This is a genomic window from Streptomyces sp. NBC_01166, from assembly GCF_045039765.1.
Taxonomy (GTDB): Bacteria; Actinomycetota; Actinomycetes; order Streptomycetales; family Streptomycetaceae; genus Streptomyces.
Genome location: NZ_CP108613.1, coordinates 1359163 through 1374954, shown reverse-complemented (window position 1 = coordinate 1374954; position 15792 = coordinate 1359163). Strand labels below are relative to the sequence as shown.

The window sequence follows — 15792 nt, the reverse complement described above, 5'->3', positions numbered from 1 at the left end:
GAGACCGCCATTCGCTCCTCATATCCCGACCGGGTCACGGAAGGGATCACCAGGCCCGGCACCGGATCCAGAAGCCGACGGAATCGCCTGGCGCCCCGGACCCGCCTGTGTCGCACGGTCCGTGGCCGGATCGCTCCATTAGAGACTGCTGCCCCCTTCGCCGTCCAAGTCCTTTGCGGCAGACCGGATATGCTCACGAGGCATTACCGAGAGGTGTTCGGGGGGCTGGATGGAACTGCGTCACCTGCGATACTTCGTGGTCGCCGCCGAAGAGGGATCGCTGAACCGTGCGGCACAGCGCCTGCTGCTCTCCCAGCCCTCCCTCAGCCGCCAGATCATTCATCTGGAGCGGGAGCTCGGGCGGCAATTGCTGCAGCGGACCTCGCGAGGCGTCGAGCTCACCCCGGCCGGCCAGGCCCTGCTGCCGCATGCCCACCAGTTGCTCGCGATGGCCGAGGCGACCCGGGAGACGGTGACCGGTGCGAAGCCCGTCCGCCAGGCGGTCACGGTCGGCGTCCCACCGGGAACCGAAGGCTCCTGGCTGATCGACATCGTCGACGCCGTCCGTGCCCGGGTCCCCCGTGCGGAACCGGACTACGTCGAAGCCAGCAGCTTCGAACAGCTCCGGCTGTTCGGACAAGGACGGCTGGACATCTGCCTCGTGCACCAGCCTCCGCCCGAAGGGCATGCGGTGCGGAGAGTGCGGCGGGACCCGCTCGGAATCGCCGTCCGACCGGATCATCCCCTGGCAGCCGAGGGGACGTACCGGCTGACCGACCTCGACGGCCTGCGGGTCCTCCTGCACTCCCAGGACCAGGTCCCGGCCCAGCAGCACGGGCTCATCGCGGCCGCGCAGGCCGCCGGCATCCGGCCTCACTGGCACTTCTCCCGATTCACCGAACACGCCCTCGCGCACGCCTGTGCGACCGGCTCCGACGCGGTGCTGGTGGCCGCCCACACCGCGGCGGCCCAGCTGCCGGCATGGTGTTGGGGGGCGCTCGTCGACATGCCGCTGACCATGACTACCTGGCTGGCGACGGAATCCGACACCCGCGCGGTCGTACGGGAGGTCGCGGAGGCGATCAGCGGACTCTCCTCCGACGACGGTCCCACCTGACCCACCGACGACCGGGATCCTCGGTCAGCGCCTCCCGGGCGCACCGGACCGGACCAGGGCTCGTGCCAGGTCGATGCTCGCCGAAAGAGTTTCGAGCGGGAGCGGCTGCGTGGCGAGAGCGCCCTCATGGAGTACGAGGAGCCGGGTGGCGAGAACGCCGGGTTCCGGGCAGCCCGCCGCGGTGGCCAGCTCGCCGAACAGGTCCAGCAGCCAGAGCTTCTGGTCCGCGGCGATGCGGTGCGCGGGATGCGAGGGGTCCGGGAGCTCGGCCAGCGCGTTGATGAACGCGCATCCGCGGGTGTTGGTCCCGCTCCAGACCCGCAGCGCTTCGAAGGGCGCGGTGACGGCCTCGAGGGGGCCGTCGGAGGCGTCGACGGCCTCGCGGACGAGTGACCGCCAGCGCCGGTCACGCTCCGCGAGGTAGGCCGCCACGAGGTGGTCCTTCGAACCGAACCGGTTGTAGAGGGTCCGCTTGGTCACGCCTGAGTGCTCAGCGATCAGATCCACGCCGACCGCCGTGATCCCGCGGTTGTAGAACAGCTCCTCGGCGGCCGCCACGATGCGGCGGCCTGCCGGTGTCATGGACTGTGCTTCCGGCATCGGGCGCCTCTTCACTGATCGGTGTACGGTGGGCAGGGTATACAGATCAGTATACCGATGAGGAGGTTCGAACGATGGGTGTCTCGGAGACCATGCGAGCGGTGCGGATCGCGGAGCACGGAGGGCCGGAGGTTCTCGAGCTGACAGAGGTGGCCGTGCCTTCCCCGCAGGCGGGAGAGGTGCTGGTCCGGGTGAGCGCCGTAGCGCTGAACAACACCGACCTGTGGACCCGGGAGGGCGCCTACGGCCGCCCGGGAGACCCGAAGGCGCTGTCGGGCTGGCGCGGCCCGATCGCCTTCCCGCGCATCCAGGGCGCCGACGTGGCAGGCCGGGTCGTGGCGGTCGGCGCCGACGTGGACGGAGGCCTGGTCGGCCGCCGTGTGGTCGTCGACCCGGCGATCTACGACACCGAGGGCCCGGACGCGAACCCGGTGGGCCTGATGGGGAGCGAACGTGACGGTGGCTACGCAGAGTACGTGACCGCGCCGGCCGCGCAGGTGCACGACGTGACGGAATCCCCGCTCACCGACGACCAGCTTGCGACACTGCCGACCGCCTACGGCACGGCGCTGGGCATGATCGAGCGGGGACGGCTGCGGGAGGGGGAGACCGTCCTGGTCTCCGGAGCGTCCGGCGGTGTCGGCCTCGCGCTCATCCAGATCGCCCGTGCGCGCGGTGCGCGGGTGCTCGCCATCAGCAGCGGATCCAAGATCGACGCGGTGCGGGAGGCGGGCGCGCACGATGTCATCGACCGTGCGCACGACGTCGCCGGGCAGATCCGCGCCGTCGCCCCGGAAGGCATCGACGTCGCACTCGACGTGGTCGCCGGGGATCTGGTGAGCGAGTGCCTGCCGCTGTTGCGCGAAGGTGGCCGATGGGTCGTAGCCGGCGCGCTCGGCGGGTTCGACGTGGCCTTCGACGTGCGCCGCCTCTACCTGCACAACGCGCAGCTGATCGGCTCCGCGATGCACACACCCACGCACTTCGGCCTGCTCATGGAGCTCGCCCGCCAGGCCGCGATCCAGCCCGTGGTCGCCGCGACGTTCCCGCTGGACCAGGCCGCCCGGGCGCAGGAACAGCTCGCCCGCAGGGAACACGTGGGAAAGATCGTCATTCGCCCCTGACGGCCGCCGGCCGCGTGAAGGGCCGGTCTCCTGTCAGGGACGCGTACGGATACGACGCTCAGCGCAGCCGGACAAGGGCTTCGGCGGTGACGGCATGGACCGGCGGACGCCCCGCGAGCAGGCGCAGCACCTCGTTGACGGCGCTGGTGCCGAGCCGCTGCCTGCACTCGACGCTGCCGGCCCCCTGGTGCGGGGTGAGCAGCACGTTCGGCAGGGAGCGGAAGGGGTGGCCGACGGGCAGCGGCTCGGCGTCGAAGACATCGAGCGCCGCGTCCAGCCGGCCGGTGGCCAGTTCGGCGAGGAGGGCGTCCTGGTCGACCAGCCACGCGCGGGCGGTGTTCACCAGACCCGCCCCGTCAGGCATCAGTGCCAGCTGCTCGGCGCCGAGCATCCGGTGGGTCTCCTCGGTGACCGGGGCGTGCACGGCCACGATCCGGCTCCCCGTGAGCAGCGTCTCCAGCGGAACGGATTCCACGCCGAGCTCCCGGGCGTCCGCGCCGGAGAGGTACGGGTCGGTGACACGTACCCGCGCTCCCATCGCCCGGGCCATCCGGATGTAGGCCCGGCCGGTGCGGGAGGCGCCGATCACCCCGATGTCGCTGCCGTGGATCTCGTGGCGCGGCGGTGCCTCGCTCGCCGCCGCCCAGTCCAGGCCGCCGCGCAGGGAGTGGTCGAAGCGCTGGACGCGATGGAGCAGCGAGAGAGTAAAGGCGAGAGCCACCTCGGCGACCGGGCGGGCCATCTCGTCACCGGCCTGGGTGACGAGGCTGCCCCGCCGGAACACCTCCTCGGTGACATAGGGGGCGACCGCCGAGCCGGTGTGCGCCACCAGCTCCAGCCGGTCGGCGTGGGACAGAAGCTCGGCATCCACCTTGGGCGCCCGCCACGAGAGGATCAGCGCACGGGCGCCGGGCAGGGCGGCCGCCACCGCCGCCCGGTCGGTGTGCTCGTCGATGACCGTGAGCCGCGCGGAGCGTTCCAGCTCCCGCCACACCTCGGCGGTGAAGAACTGGGCGCGCAGGTGCGGCGGTACGGCGACGACCACCCGGGAGGAGCGGTCGGTGATTTCGGGTGAGCCAGGCATCGAGGTGCTCCGCAACGAAGGCGTCATCGGTCGGCCAAGGGTAGGCCGAGGCCAGCGGGGCGATCTCCTCGGCCCGCTCGGGGAAGGTGTCTCGGCGCACCCCGAACTCCTGCGCCGCCAGGGCCTGTCGGCGAACATCCGCTGCTTGCTCCCGGCCGCCCGGCGGGCGGCGGAACACGTGGGGACGGCACGGCCGCCGCAGGCCACCTCCGAATCCGTACGGGCCGCGGTCACGGCGCCCGGCGCGGTCAACCGGTACGGCGACCGCTTCTGAGCCCCGCGCCGTCCTGGTCCGGGTCCCTGGGTAGCCGCGCCTACAGCCTGAGGTCTGAGCGCGCGTCGATCGGTACGCGGAATGCGCTGGTCTGCCGGGCTCGCCCGGTGGACTGTTCCGTTTCCTGCGCGGTCGGATCGGGTACGCAGTGCCGGGGCGTGGAAGCCCGTCACGAAAGTCACGAAGTCTCTTTCGAAGTATGTGGCGGAACGAGGGAGAGGATCGGTGCGTGCGAACACGAACCAGCCCGGTACTGGTGACTGACGCGGGGTCATCGAGCCTGCGTCTGACGGTCTTCGGGGACGGGGGTCAGGTCCTCAACGAACACCACAGCGACTCTCCCCCCGGCGAGGGGGCATCGGGATCGCTGCGGCAGATGCTGAAGGAAGGGCCGGCTCCCGCAGCTGTGGGTCACCGCATCGTCCACGGCGGATCGGAGCTGCGCAGCCACACCCTGCTCGACGACGATGTGCGCGCCCGCCTGGACCGGGTGGCAGACCTCGCGCCATTGCACGTTCCGCAAGCACTGACCGTTCTGGACGCGGCTCGGGATCTGCTGCCCGGAGTTCCGCACGTCGCCTGCTTCGACACCGTATTCCACGCCGGCCTACCGGCCGCCGCACGGGAGTACGCGGTTCCTTCCAGCTGGCGCGAAGCGTACGGACTGCGCCGCTACGGTTTCCACGGTCTGTCCTACGCCTGGGCGCTGGCCCGAACCGGTGAACTTCTCGGCCGCCGTCCCGAGCAACTGCACCTGGTGATCGTGCACCTCGGCGGTGGCTGCTCCGCCTGCGCGGTGCGCGACGGGCGCAGTGTCGACACGACGATGGGCTTTACGCCCCTGGAGGGATTGGTGATGACCCGGCGCAGCGGCAGCGTCGACCCTGGCGCCCTGACCTGGCTGCTGACACGGAAGAATCTGTCTGCGGACGAGATCGAGGACGCTCTGAACCACAGGTCCGGTCTGCTTGCCCTCTCCGGCACTTCGGACGACACGCGCGACCTGGTAGGCAGCCGGGCGGCAGGCGACGAGCGTGCAGCACTCGCCCTTGACGTCTTCACCCACCAGTGCCGCCGCGGCATCGCCGAGATGGCCGCATCCCTGAGCCGTCTTGACGCTCTGGTTTTCACCGGCGAGATCGGCGAGGACCAGCCCGAGGTGCGTGAGGAGGTGTGCGCCGGGCTGTCTGTGTTCGGCCTCACGGGCGGTCTGCGACCGCTGGTCGCCGAACGTCCCGAAATCATCAGCGAGCCCGGCGCGCGAGTTCCCGTCGTGGTCGTTCCCACCGGAGAGGCTCAGCAGATCGACGTCGAGACCCGGGCTCTCCTGGCTCACCGCTGAGGTGGGCCGACGCCACCGACACGCCGGCAGGATCTGACGCCTGCGAGGTTCGATCGGGCCTCGGGGGAGCCTGGGGACCAGGCATGACGCCGGTCGCAGCTCATCTGTGCCCTGGTCCGCGAGTAGGGAACTGCACGCCTGGCACCGAAGCTGGTGCAGCGAAGAAGTCGCCCCGGTTTCGCAGGTGTCATGGGCGGCGGGCGAACACGCTGCGGCGCAGTCACAAGACCGGAAGAGAGGGAGCTCGGACCGATCCCGCATCCGACGCCAGGACGCACGAATCACGGCCGAAGAAGCGGACCTCCCGACTCCAGGGACAGGTGCTGCGCCTGCACAGCTGTAGTACGGGCGTCAGCCGAGCCCGCCCAGCACGATCTTCCACACTCGGGTCGCCACCTGGAGGTTGAGCCGGTCTTCGACGTTCGCGAGGTCGTTGCCGCTGATGTCGCGGATGCGCTGGAGTCGGTAGCGCAGCGTGCTGCGGTGGATGGCGAGGGATGCGGCGGTCTCGTCGTAGTTGCCGCCGCAGTCGAAGTACCGGGCCAGGGTCTCCGTCATAGCCGAGTTGTGTAGGGCGTCGTAATCGATGAGTTGCCCCAGCCACTCGTGGACGAACGCCTCAAGTTCCCCGTAATCGTTGCCAGGCCCCAGGATGCGGTAAAGGCCGAGTTCGTCGAAGAACGTCATGCCGTATCGCTCACGAGAATGGCGGCGCACTTCCAGGGCGCGCTGCGCCTCCTGAAATCGCTGGGGGATGTCGTCCGGGGAATCGCACGGGGCGCTCACGCCGATCGTCCCGGCCGGTGTCCCCGTTTCCAGGGCGAGCGCCTCGTACAGCGCTCGGGCGTGCGGCCTGTCGTCAGCGACCAGGACCACGTGGCCGGAACGTCGGGTCAGCAGTGAGCGCATGCCCACGGCAGAGGCCGCCCGGCCCACGGTCTGGGCGAAGGAATCGTCCACAGCCCGGTCCGACCACTGCACCACGACGATGTAATGGCTCCGGTGCAGGTCGTGTCCGACTGCCTCGGACCGGGCGTAGGCGCTTTCGTCGTCCGTCCCTGCCAGCAGGTCGTCGGCCAGCTCGCGGTGCAGCCTCAGCTCCACTTCGGCCAGATTGCGCAGGTGCGCCAGTTCCAGGGCGAGCGACGTGGCGGCCTGTTCCAGCGCGAGCATGGTGTGCCTGACTGCCTCGCCCTGGGGATCGACCAGAGCCAGCATGCCCAGGATCTCGCCGTGCGGGCGGATCAGAGTGATCAGCCGGTCCTTGATCCGCGCCGGCCCGGGCTGCCGGGCGACGGTGTGCAGCAGTTCGTCCTGGCGCACGGGGTTCGGTTCCGGATAGGGGTCGGGTCGACTGGGGCCGGCCCAGGACCTCAGCCGACCGAAGCGGTCCTCGACCAGAGCGGGGAGTCCGGTCAGTCCGTGCAGTGCGCGGGTGACGGCCTCCTCGCCACCGCCCGAGGCGGCGACGTCGGCCATGAGCGCGTGAACGGCCCGCCCGTACGCCAGCTCGGCCACGACGGCGATCAGCTGCCGCTGGAGGGCTGCGCGTTCCTCCCTGAGCCGGTGCAGCTCCACGGCCTCCTCACGGCGGCGGCGGTGTGCGAACGCGACCGACAGTGCGGCAGCGGTGTGCCGGACGAGTGTGGCGAGCAGGGACCGCTCGGCTTCGCTGGGTCGGGAAGGGGACGTCACTACGAGATAACCGTGGAGTCTCTCGAGTCCGCGCAGCCCCAGGGCTTGGCCCCAGGACCTGCCGGGTACGGTCACAGGACCGTCCTGCCCGGCCAGCTCCCGCACCCTCCGGTCCACGGTCAAGGCATGATTCTGCCGGTTTCCCGGGCTGGGGACCAGGTAACCGTCCGCTGCGAGGTAGCCGGCTTCGGCGCTGTACGGCCCGGCGGCGGCTATGTGGTCCATGGCCAGGCGCAGGATCTCGCCTTCGTCCGGGGCGTCGAACAGGGTGCGGGACAGCACCGTGAATTCGTCGAGGGCATGGTCGGCGGAGGGCTGATCAGGCGGGTGGGACCCTCTGCACGCGGGCGGCCGCCCGGGACTGTCCCGCGACGCACTCCCCTTCCGGTCGGAGTGGCGGTACAGGTTGCGCGGCCGACTCCTGGCCATGTGATCACTTCCTGGCCCTCAGAGGGCGAGACGATGGTGTTTCGGTCACCCCGCTCGCGAGCCACCCCGTGTGCGAAATGTCCGTATTTTCACTCTAGTACTCGTAGGTCGACCGGGCTCGTAGATCTCTGACAGGCCAGGCGCAGGCGTGGAGCCACTCGGCTCGCCATGCTGGAGTGCGTTCGAGATCCTCCGCCTGCGAACCGGCAGGAAAGACAGGGCGATGACTGAGCAGCGTTGAGGCCGGCTGCCTGGTACGAGACGTACCGTCTGGCTGTCCGGCCTGGTGAACCGGCTCGGCTCCGTCGACCCAGGCTTGTTCCTCGCGCTCAGGGACTGCTTTTGAGTGTGCTGGTCACGGAGCTGTTCAGCATGCTCTTGCCCTCCCGCTCGACGCAGCCGAGCCGGTACGAGGTGGTCGCGGCGACGCGGTACCTGTCGCGCCGTGGATCACCCGCGGAGGTCCTGTCCGTACCTGAACGAAAGTGAACCGGAGAGTCGGCGCAGGCCGCAGACCGGAAGGAGTTCCTCATGGCCAGGGCAGTGGGCATCGACCTGGGCACCACAAACTCGGTGATCGCCGTGTGGGAGGGCGGCGAGCCGTCCGTTGTGCCCAACACCGAGGGCAACCGCACGACACCGTCCGTGGTGGCCTTCACCGACACCGGCGAGCGCCTGGTGGGCCAGATGGCCCGGCGCCAGGCGATTCTCAACCCCAAGGGCACCATCTACTCGGCCAAGCGATTCATAGGCCGTCACTTCGACGAGATCTCCGACGAGGCGAAAGCGGTGGCGTACGACGTCGTCGAGGGCGACGGCGGAGCGGCCCGCTTCAAGGTGCGCGACAAGCTGTACGCGCCTGAGGAGATCAGCGCACAGGTGCTGCGCAAACTCGCCGACGACGCCTCCAAGCAGATGGGCGAGCGCGTCACGGAGGCGGTCATCACGGTGCCCGCCTACTTCAACGACGCCCAGCGCACCGCCACGAAGGACGCCGGTCGGATCGCGGGTCTGGAGGTGCTGCGGATCATCAACGAGCCGACGGCGGCCGCCCTCGCGTACGGCATGGACAAGAAGCAGCACGAGACCGTCCTCGTCTTCGACCTGGGCGGCGGCACCTTCGACGTGAGCATCCTCGACGTCGGCGACGGCGTGGTGGAGGTGCGCTCCACCGCCGGGGACAGCCACCTGGGCGGCGACGACTTCGACCGGCGTCTGGTGGACCACCTCGCAGACGGCTTCCAGAAGGAGAACGGCATCGACCTGCGTAATGACCCGCAGGCGCTGCAACGACTGTTCGAAGCGGCGGAGAAGGCCAAGACCGAGCTCAGTTCGGTGACGCAGACGCAGGTCAGCCTGCCGTTCATCACCGCCGACGCCTCGGGCCCCAAACACCTCACCGACTCCGTCATGCGGTCCACGTTCGAGCAGATCACCGGCGACCTCGTGGAACGGTGCCTGGAGCCGGTCCAGCAGGCAATGGCCGACGCCAAGGTCGGTGAGAGCGACATCGACGAGGTCATCCTCGTGGGCGGCTCCACACGCATACCAGCGGTCCAGGCCCTGGTCCGCCGGCTGACCGGCGGCAAGGACCCCAACATGAGCGTCAACCCCGACGAAGTCGTGGCCCTGGGCGCCGCGATCCAGGCCGGGGTGCTGAAGGGCGAGGTCAAGGACGTCCTGCTGCTCGATGTCACACCCCTGTCGCTGGGCGTCGAGACGCGCGGCGGAGTCATGACGAAGATCATCGAGCGGAACACCACCATCCCGGTGCGGCGTACCGAGACGTTCTCCACGGCCGAGGACAACCAGCCGGCCGTCGACGTGGTGGTCCTCCAGGGTGAGCGCGAGCGTGCTGCCGACAACCGGGTGCTCGGCCGGTTCCAGCTCACCGACATCCGGCCGGCGCCGCGAGGCGAACCCCAGATCGAGGTCACCTTCGACATCGACGCCAACGGCATCCTCAATGTCAAGGCGCGCGACGGGGACACCGGCAAGGAACAGGGCATCACCATCAGCGAAAGCTCCAACCTGGACCGCAGTGAGGTCGAGCGCATGGTCCAGGAGGCCGAACGCAACCAGGGCCAGGACCGGGAGCTCCGCGAGGCCGTAGACGCACGCAACGAACTCGACGCCGTCGCGTACCAGGTCGAGAAGCGCCTCGCCGAACTGGGCGACGCAGCCCCCGCGCACGAGAAGGCACGCGCCGAGATGCTCGTCTCCGATGCCCGGGCGGCGGTCAAGGAAGAGGCAGGCGTGGAGCGTGTGCGGCCACTGGCCTCCGAACTCCAGCAGGTCCTCGCCGGACTGGCTGCCCAGCAGGGTGCCACCGCCACGGGAGGCCCGGGCCAGGACGCCGCCACCGGCGCTCCCCCGAGTGGTGGCAACGGTGACGACGACGTCATCGACGCCGAGTTCGACAAGGGTTGAGGCCGCCATGCCCCGCCACCCCGAAGAACCCACGCCGGCCGAACCGGCCCCGGAAGGCGCCGTACGCCCTCCCCACGAGGACTCGCGTCAACCCGGACCGCCTCCCCGGCCGCAAGCGACGAACGACGAAACGGGATCCGACGCCGTCGGCCCTGCACCCGCGGAGGACGAGCGAACGGCCGCGATGCAGGAACTGGAGGACCGCTGGCGGCGCGCGCTCGCCGACCTCGACAACCTGCGCAAGCGTCACGCCAGGGAACTGGAGCGGGAGCGGACGGTCGAGCGGTCCCGTACCGCTGCTGCCTTCCTGCCCGTCCTCGACAACCTCGAACTCGCCCTGTCCCACGCCGACGCCGATTCGGATGCGGTCGTGGAAGGCATCCGGGCAGTCCGCGACCAGGCGGTGAATGTTCTCGAACTGCTCGGCTACCCGCGGCACGCGGAGACCGGCGTCGCCTTCGACCCGGCCCGGCACGAGGTGGTCAGCGTGGTCGATGACCCCGACGTCGAGCCGGGCACCGTCGTGCAGGTGCTGCGTCCGGGCTACGGCGACGGCGATCGGCAGCTCAGGCCCGCCACCGTGACCGTCGCGAAGCGGGAGTGATCTCTCATGGCACGGGACCTCTACGAAGTGCTGGGAGTGTCGCGGACCGCGAGCCAGGACGAGATCCAGCAGGCATATCGCAAGCTCGCCCGCAAACACCATCCCGACGTCAACAAGGACCCGGCGGCGGAGGAACGCTTCAAGGAACTCAACGAGGCGTACAGCGTCCTGTCGGACCCGAAGACCCGGGCACGCTACGACCGCTTCGGCGAAGACTTCCGCAAGATCCCCGAAGACTTCGACGACCGGGTCGCGGCCGGAGCGGGCGGCGGATTCCGTACCCAGCGGACCGCAGGCGCGGGCGGCCCCCGCGTCCGGTACACCACCGGCTTCGGCGATGAATTCTCAGCCGAGGATGTGGACATCGAGGACCTGTTCGGCTCGCTCTTCGGCGCAGGCGCCCGCTCCGGCTCCGCAGGCGTGCCGGGAGCCGACCAGGAGGCCGAACTGCCGCTCACCGTCGAGGAGGCGTACAAGGGCGGCCGCCGCACCGTCACACTCGCCGGGCCCACCGGGCAGCCGCGGCGTTACGAGGTCGACGTCCCGCCGGGCGTCACCGACGGGCAGCGCATCCGGCTGGCGGGAGAGGGAGGGCGGGGCAGTGGTGCCGCACCCGCGGGCGACCTGCACCTGAGGGTGAGGATTCAGCCCCATCCTCAGTTCCGGCTGGACGGCCGTGATGTCCACGTGCAGGTCCCGGTCACCCCCTGGGAGGCGGCTCTGGGCGCGACCGTGCCGGTGCCCACCCCCGGCGGTGGCACAGCCAAGGTCACAGTGCCTGCCGGCTCGTCCAGCGGCCGTCGGCTGCGGCTGCGGGGCGAGGGCATGCCGAACCCGCGCGGTGCGAACGGCGACCTGTACGCCGAACTCCGCGTCATGGTGCCACCCACCCTTGGCGACAGGGAGCGTGAACTGTTCGAGGAGCTCGCCGCGACCTCCTCGTTCGACCCCAGGAGGACGCGATGAACCACCGACCCACGGGAGCGGCAGGCCGGTCCGGTGCAGGCGACCGTCCAGCGCAGCCGGTCACACACGTCAGCACCGCCTCGACGGCTGTCCGGTATGCGCTCGTTCCCGCCTCGAGACTTTCCCTGGGGGCCGTGGCCCGTCGATCGGGTCTCCATCCTGATCTGGTCCGCCGGTTCGTCGCCCTCGGGCTGGTCGACGCCGAACGCGACGCCGTGGGCCACCTGGTGTTCGACCCCGGTGCCCCAGCGGTACTTGCCCGCATCCAGCGGCTGCGCTCCGGACTCTGCCTCAATTACGCATCCATCGGCCTGGTGCTCGACCTGCTCGACCGCATCAGCCTGCTCGAAACCGCGCTGCGTGGCCGCGCCACGAGGAGTGATACACCCCCATGGACATGAACCGTCTCACACAGAAATCCCAGGAAGCCCTCCAGGAGGCCCAGACCGCGGCCGTCCGCATGGGGCAGACCGAAGTGGACGGAGAACACCTGCTGCTCGCACTCCTCGATCAGGAGGACGGTCTGATCCCACGGCTGCTGCAACAGGCCGGAACCGAGCCGAAGGAACTGCGCGCGGCCGTGCGCGAGGAACTCTCCCGCCGCCCGAAGGTCACCGGCCCCGGTGCGGCACCCGGCCAGGTCTTCGTCACTCAGCGCCTCTCCGGCCTGCTCGACGCCGCTGAACGGGAGGCCAAACGCCTCAAGGACGAGTACGTGTCCGTGGAGCACCTCCTGCTGGCCCTGGCTGAAGAGGGGTCATCAACAGCCACCGGACGACTGCTCAACCAGGCCGGGATCACCAGGGACTCGTTTCTGGGCGCGCTGACCCAGGTCCGCGGCAACCAGCGCGTCACCTCCGCCAACCCCGAAGTGGCCTACGAGGCTCTGGAGAAGTACGGCCGCGATCTCGTCGTCGAGGCCAGGGACGGCAGGCTCGACCCGGTCATCGGGCGGGACGCCGAGATCCGCCGCGTCACGCAGATCCTGAGCCGCAAGTCGAAGAACAACCCCGTCCTCATCGGCGACCCCGGTGTCGGCAAGACGGCCATCGTCGAGGGCCTCGCCCAGCGCATCGTCCGCGGCGATGTGCCCGAAGGACTCCGCGACAAGATCGTGTTCGCTCTCGACATGGGTTCCCTGGTCGCCGGCGCCAAGTACCGCGGTGAGTTCGAGGAACGCCTCAAGGCCGTGCTCAGCGAGGTCAAGGCTGCACAAGGCGGCATCTTGCTCTTCGTCGACGAACTGCACACCGTCGTCGGCGCGGGCGCCGCCGAAGGGGCCATGGACGCGGGGAACATGCTCAAACCGATGCTCGCCCGCGGCGAACTCCACATGATCGGCGCCACCACCCTCGACGAGTACCGCAAACACATCGAAAAGGACGCCGCGCTCGAACGACGGTTCCAGCAGGTCGTGGTGGACGAGCCCAGCCTCGAGGACACCATCTCCATCCTGCGTGGACTGCGTGAGCGCCTGGAGGTCTTCCACGGCGTCAAGATCCAGGACACCGCACTGGTCTCCGCCGCCACCCTCAGCCACCGCTACATCACCGATCGATTCCTGCCCGACAAGGCCATCGACCTCGTCGACGAGGCATGCGCCCGGTTGCGTACCGAGATCGACTCCATGCCTGCCGAACTCGACGAGATCACCCGCCGCGTCACCCGCCTGGAGATCGAGGACGCCGCCCTCTCCAAAGAGACCGACCCCGCCAGCAGAACCCGCCTGGAGGAGCTGCGCAAGGAACTGGCCGACCTGCGGGGCGAGGCCGACGCCAAACACGCCCAGTGGGAGGCCGAACGGCAGGCGATCCGGCGTGTGCAGGAACTGCGCCAGGAACTGGAGCAGGTCCGCCACGAGGCGGAGGAGGCCGAACGCGCCTACGACCTCAACCGGGCCGCCGAACTCCGATACGGCCGCCTCCAGGACCTGGAGCGTCGACTCGCGGCGGAGGAGGAGCAGCTGGCCACCAGGCAGGGAGAGAACCGGTTGCTGCGCGAGGTGGTCACCGAAGAGGAGATCGCAGAGATCGTCGCCGCCTGGACCGGCGTCCCGGTCGCCCGCCTGCAGGAGGGTGAACGCGACAAGCTGCTGCGCCTCGACGAGATCCTTCGCGAGCGCGTCGTCGGCCAGGACGAGGCCGTCAAGCTCGTCGCCGACGCCATCATCCGAGCCCGCTCCGGCATCCGCGACCCTCGCCGGCCCATCGGCTCCTTCATCTTCCTCGGCCCCACCGGCGTCGGAAAGACAGAGCTGACCAAGACCCTCGCCCGGGCGCTGTTCGACTCCGAGGAGAACATGGTCCGCCTCGACATGAGTGAGTACCAGGAGCGGCACACCGTCAGTCGGCTCATGGGCGCACCACCCGGATACGTCGGCTACGAGGAAGGCGGCCAGCTCACCGAGGCGGTACGCCGCAAGCCGTATTCGGTCGTGCTGTTCGACGAGATCGAGAAGGCGCACAGCGACGTCTTCAACACCCTGCTGCAGATCCTCGATGACGGCCGCATCACCGATGCTCAGGGCCGTACCGTCGACTTCCGCAACACCGTGATCATCATGACGTCCAACATCGGCTCCGAGCACCTCCTCGACGGTGCCACCGCCGAGGGTGAGATCAAGCCTGAGGCCCGCGCCCTGGTGATGGGCGAGCTGCGGGGGCACTTCCGTCCGGAGTTCCTCAACCGCGTCGACGACATCGTGCTGTTCAAGCCGCTCGGCGAGCGGCAGATCGAACGTATCGTGGAGCTGCAGTTCGACGAGCTGCGGCAGCGGCTCGCGGATCGCCGCATCACCGTAGAACTCACCGATGCGGCCCGAGAGCTCATCTCCCACCAGGGCTACGACCCGGTGTACGGGGCCCGGCCGCTGCGGCGATACATCTCCCACGAGGTCGAGACGCTGGTCGGGCGCGCTCTTCTGCGCGGCGACGTCCAGGACGGCGCGACGGTCCGTGTCGATTCCCAACACGGAGAGCTGGTGGTCACCTACGACCAGCAGGAGGAGGCCCGGGAAGCGAGGGCGGCGTGAACACCACCCGTGCAACGACGGTGACCTGCCCGCACTGCGGGCGCGACAACCGCATTCCTGTTGCCGCCGAGGGACGGCCTAAATGCGGCAACTGCAAGCAGCCGCTGCCCTGGGTCGTCGACGCGGGTGACGACGACTTCACCGAAGTGGCCGACAACGCCGTACAACCCGTCGTCGTCGACCTCTGGGCCACCTGGTGCGGCCCCTGCCGCATGGTCAGCCCGGCCCTCGAACAGGTCGCCCGCGACCTCGCCGGACGGATCAAGCTCGTCAAGGTAGACGTCGACCAGAACCCAAGGGTCAGCCGACGGTTCGAGGTCCAAGCGGTGCCCACGCTGATCGTTCTGGACCGAGGTGAGACGGTCGCCCGACAGGCCGGTGCGGCACCCGCACATGCCCTGCGTGAGTGGGTCGAACAGGCCTTGGCGGGCCGGTAGACCACTACTGGGCGGTGAAACACCATGGGCCGGCCGACGCAAGGGCTGCAAGTACCGGCGGCCGCTGCCGAAAAGGTGAGCACCAAGGGAATCTCGTCCCTTAGGCGGAGACCGCCGAGCCTCATCACACCCACATCACGGAGCGCAGAGAAGAGGGAGTTCGACAATACGGGTGAATGCCCGTCACCGCCCTGCCCTCCGGTAATGAAAGGAGCCATGAGATGGGTGAGTCGACATTCTCCTCCTTCGATACCATGGTGGACAAAGCGAATCGGCTCCTCAGGGACATCGAGGAAGCCAATGGCTGGCCGAAGGAACGCCGGAAACAGTCGTACGCCGCACTGCGCGCCGTCCTGCACCGGCTACGGGATCGCCTCTCCGTCGACGGAGCGGCGCACCTCGGGGCACAGCTTCCGACTCTGATCCGCGGCGTCTACTACGACGGATGGAAGCCTTCCGAAACACCAGTGAAACTCAGTGGCGAGGAATTCTTCCAGCGCGTAAGGGACGACTTTCCCTACGCGGTCGACGGCGGCATCGAAACGGTCGTGCGCAGCGTGCTGGAGGCTCTGAAGCGTTACGTCAGCGAAGGGGAGTGGGATCACCTCAAATCCGGCCTGCCCAACTCGCTGGCCGCCGTGGTGCCGTAGCCGCTGGGC

The 15792-nt window shown here is 69.3% G+C and carries 14 protein-coding genes; 11 read left to right on the top strand and 3 right to left on the bottom strand.

Annotated elements, in window-relative coordinates:
* Nucleotides 1-229: 229 nt before the first annotated feature.
* Nucleotides 230-1117, top strand: a complete 888-nt coding sequence (locus OG379_RS06325; RefSeq protein WP_405660204.1) for a LysR family transcriptional regulator — start codon at nucleotides 230-232, stop codon at nucleotides 1115-1117.
* Between the two features lie 24 nt (nucleotides 1118-1141).
* Here OG379_RS06325 and OG379_RS06320 read toward each other — a convergent pair whose 3' ends face one another.
* On the bottom strand, nucleotides 1142-1717 hold the full coding sequence (locus OG379_RS06320) for a TetR/AcrR family transcriptional regulator (protein ID WP_405660202.1): 576 nt from the start codon (nucleotides 1715-1717) through the stop codon (nucleotides 1142-1144).
* A 74-nt stretch (nucleotides 1718-1791) separates the two neighbouring features.
* Between OG379_RS06320 and OG379_RS06315 the strand changes: the two genes are divergently transcribed.
* On the top strand, nucleotides 1792-2841 hold the full coding sequence (locus tag OG379_RS06315) for a zinc-binding dehydrogenase (protein WP_393765531.1): 1050 nt from the start codon (nucleotides 1792-1794) through the stop codon (nucleotides 2839-2841).
* A 58-nt stretch (nucleotides 2842-2899) separates the two neighbouring features.
* Here the strand turns inward: OG379_RS06315 and OG379_RS06310 are convergent, their stop codons facing one another.
* Entirely contained in the window at nucleotides 2900-3925 is a 1026-nt protein-coding gene (locus OG379_RS06310; protein WP_405660200.1) for a hydroxyacid dehydrogenase, read from the bottom strand.
* Here OG379_RS06310 and OG379_RS06305 point away from each other — a divergent pair.
* Together OG379_RS06305 and OG379_RS06300 are read left to right on the top strand one after the other, a co-directional pair.
* Nucleotides 3903-4199 carry a hypothetical protein gene (locus tag OG379_RS06305; protein ID WP_405660198.1) on the top strand — a complete coding sequence of 99 codons (297 nt, stop codon included), beginning with the start codon at nucleotides 3903-3905 and terminating at the stop codon, nucleotides 4197-4199. The genes OG379_RS06310 and OG379_RS06305 overlap by 23 nt on opposite strands.
* A 229-nt stretch (nucleotides 4200-4428) precedes the next feature.
* The gene (locus tag OG379_RS06300) at nucleotides 4429-5541 is read left to right on the top strand and encodes an acetate/propionate family kinase (RefSeq protein ID WP_405660195.1); all 1113 of its coding nucleotides are present in this window, start codon (nucleotides 4429-4431) and stop codon (nucleotides 5539-5541) included.
* Nucleotides 5542-5892: 351 nt separating this feature from the next.
* Here OG379_RS06300 and OG379_RS06295 read toward each other — a convergent pair whose 3' ends face one another.
* Nucleotides 5893-7665 (bottom strand): PucR family transcriptional regulator, encoded by a 1773-nt coding sequence (locus OG379_RS06295; RefSeq protein ID WP_405660193.1) that lies wholly within the window; start codon nucleotides 7663-7665, stop codon nucleotides 5893-5895.
* 531 nt (nucleotides 7666-8196) lie between these two features.
* Between OG379_RS06295 and dnaK the strand changes: the two genes are divergently transcribed.
* The 7 genes from dnaK (at nucleotide 8197) to OG379_RS06260 (ending at nucleotide 15783) form a co-directional block, all read left to right on the top strand.
* Nucleotides 8197-10095 carry a molecular chaperone DnaK gene (gene dnaK / locus OG379_RS06290; RefSeq protein ID WP_393765523.1) on the top strand — a complete coding sequence of 633 codons (1899 nt, stop codon included), beginning with the start codon at nucleotides 8197-8199 and terminating at the stop codon, nucleotides 10093-10095.
* Between the two features lie 7 nt (nucleotides 10096-10102).
* Nucleotides 10103-10699 carry a nucleotide exchange factor GrpE gene (locus OG379_RS06285; protein ID WP_405660190.1) on the top strand — a complete coding sequence of 199 codons (597 nt, stop codon included), beginning with the start codon at nucleotides 10103-10105 and terminating at the stop codon, nucleotides 10697-10699.
* A 6-nt stretch (nucleotides 10700-10705) separates the two neighbouring features.
* Entirely contained in the window at nucleotides 10706-11665 is a 960-nt protein-coding gene (locus OG379_RS06280; RefSeq protein WP_393765519.1) for a DnaJ C-terminal domain-containing protein, read from the top strand.
* A complete protein-coding gene (locus OG379_RS06275; protein WP_405660188.1) occupies nucleotides 11662-12066 on the top strand; it encodes a chaperone modulator CbpM in 405 nt (134 codons plus the stop codon). Before OG379_RS06280 ends, OG379_RS06275 begins: the two co-directional genes overlap by 4 nt.
* Nucleotides 12057-14696, top strand: coding sequence for an ATP-dependent chaperone ClpB (clpB, locus tag OG379_RS06270; protein ID WP_405660186.1), 2640 nt, complete (start codon nucleotides 12057-12059; stop codon nucleotides 14694-14696). Before OG379_RS06275 ends, clpB begins: the two co-directional genes overlap by 10 nt.
* Nucleotides 14693-15133, top strand: coding sequence for a thioredoxin (trxA, locus tag OG379_RS06265; RefSeq protein ID WP_405660184.1), 441 nt, complete (start codon nucleotides 14693-14695; stop codon nucleotides 15131-15133). Before clpB ends, trxA begins: the two co-directional genes overlap by 4 nt.
* A gap of 221 nt (nucleotides 15134-15354) precedes the next feature.
* Complete coding sequence (locus OG379_RS06260; RefSeq protein ID WP_393765511.1) at nucleotides 15355-15783, top strand: DUF2267 domain-containing protein; 429 nt, start codon at nucleotides 15355-15357, stop codon at nucleotides 15781-15783.
* Nucleotides 15784-15792: the final 9 nt, after the last annotated feature.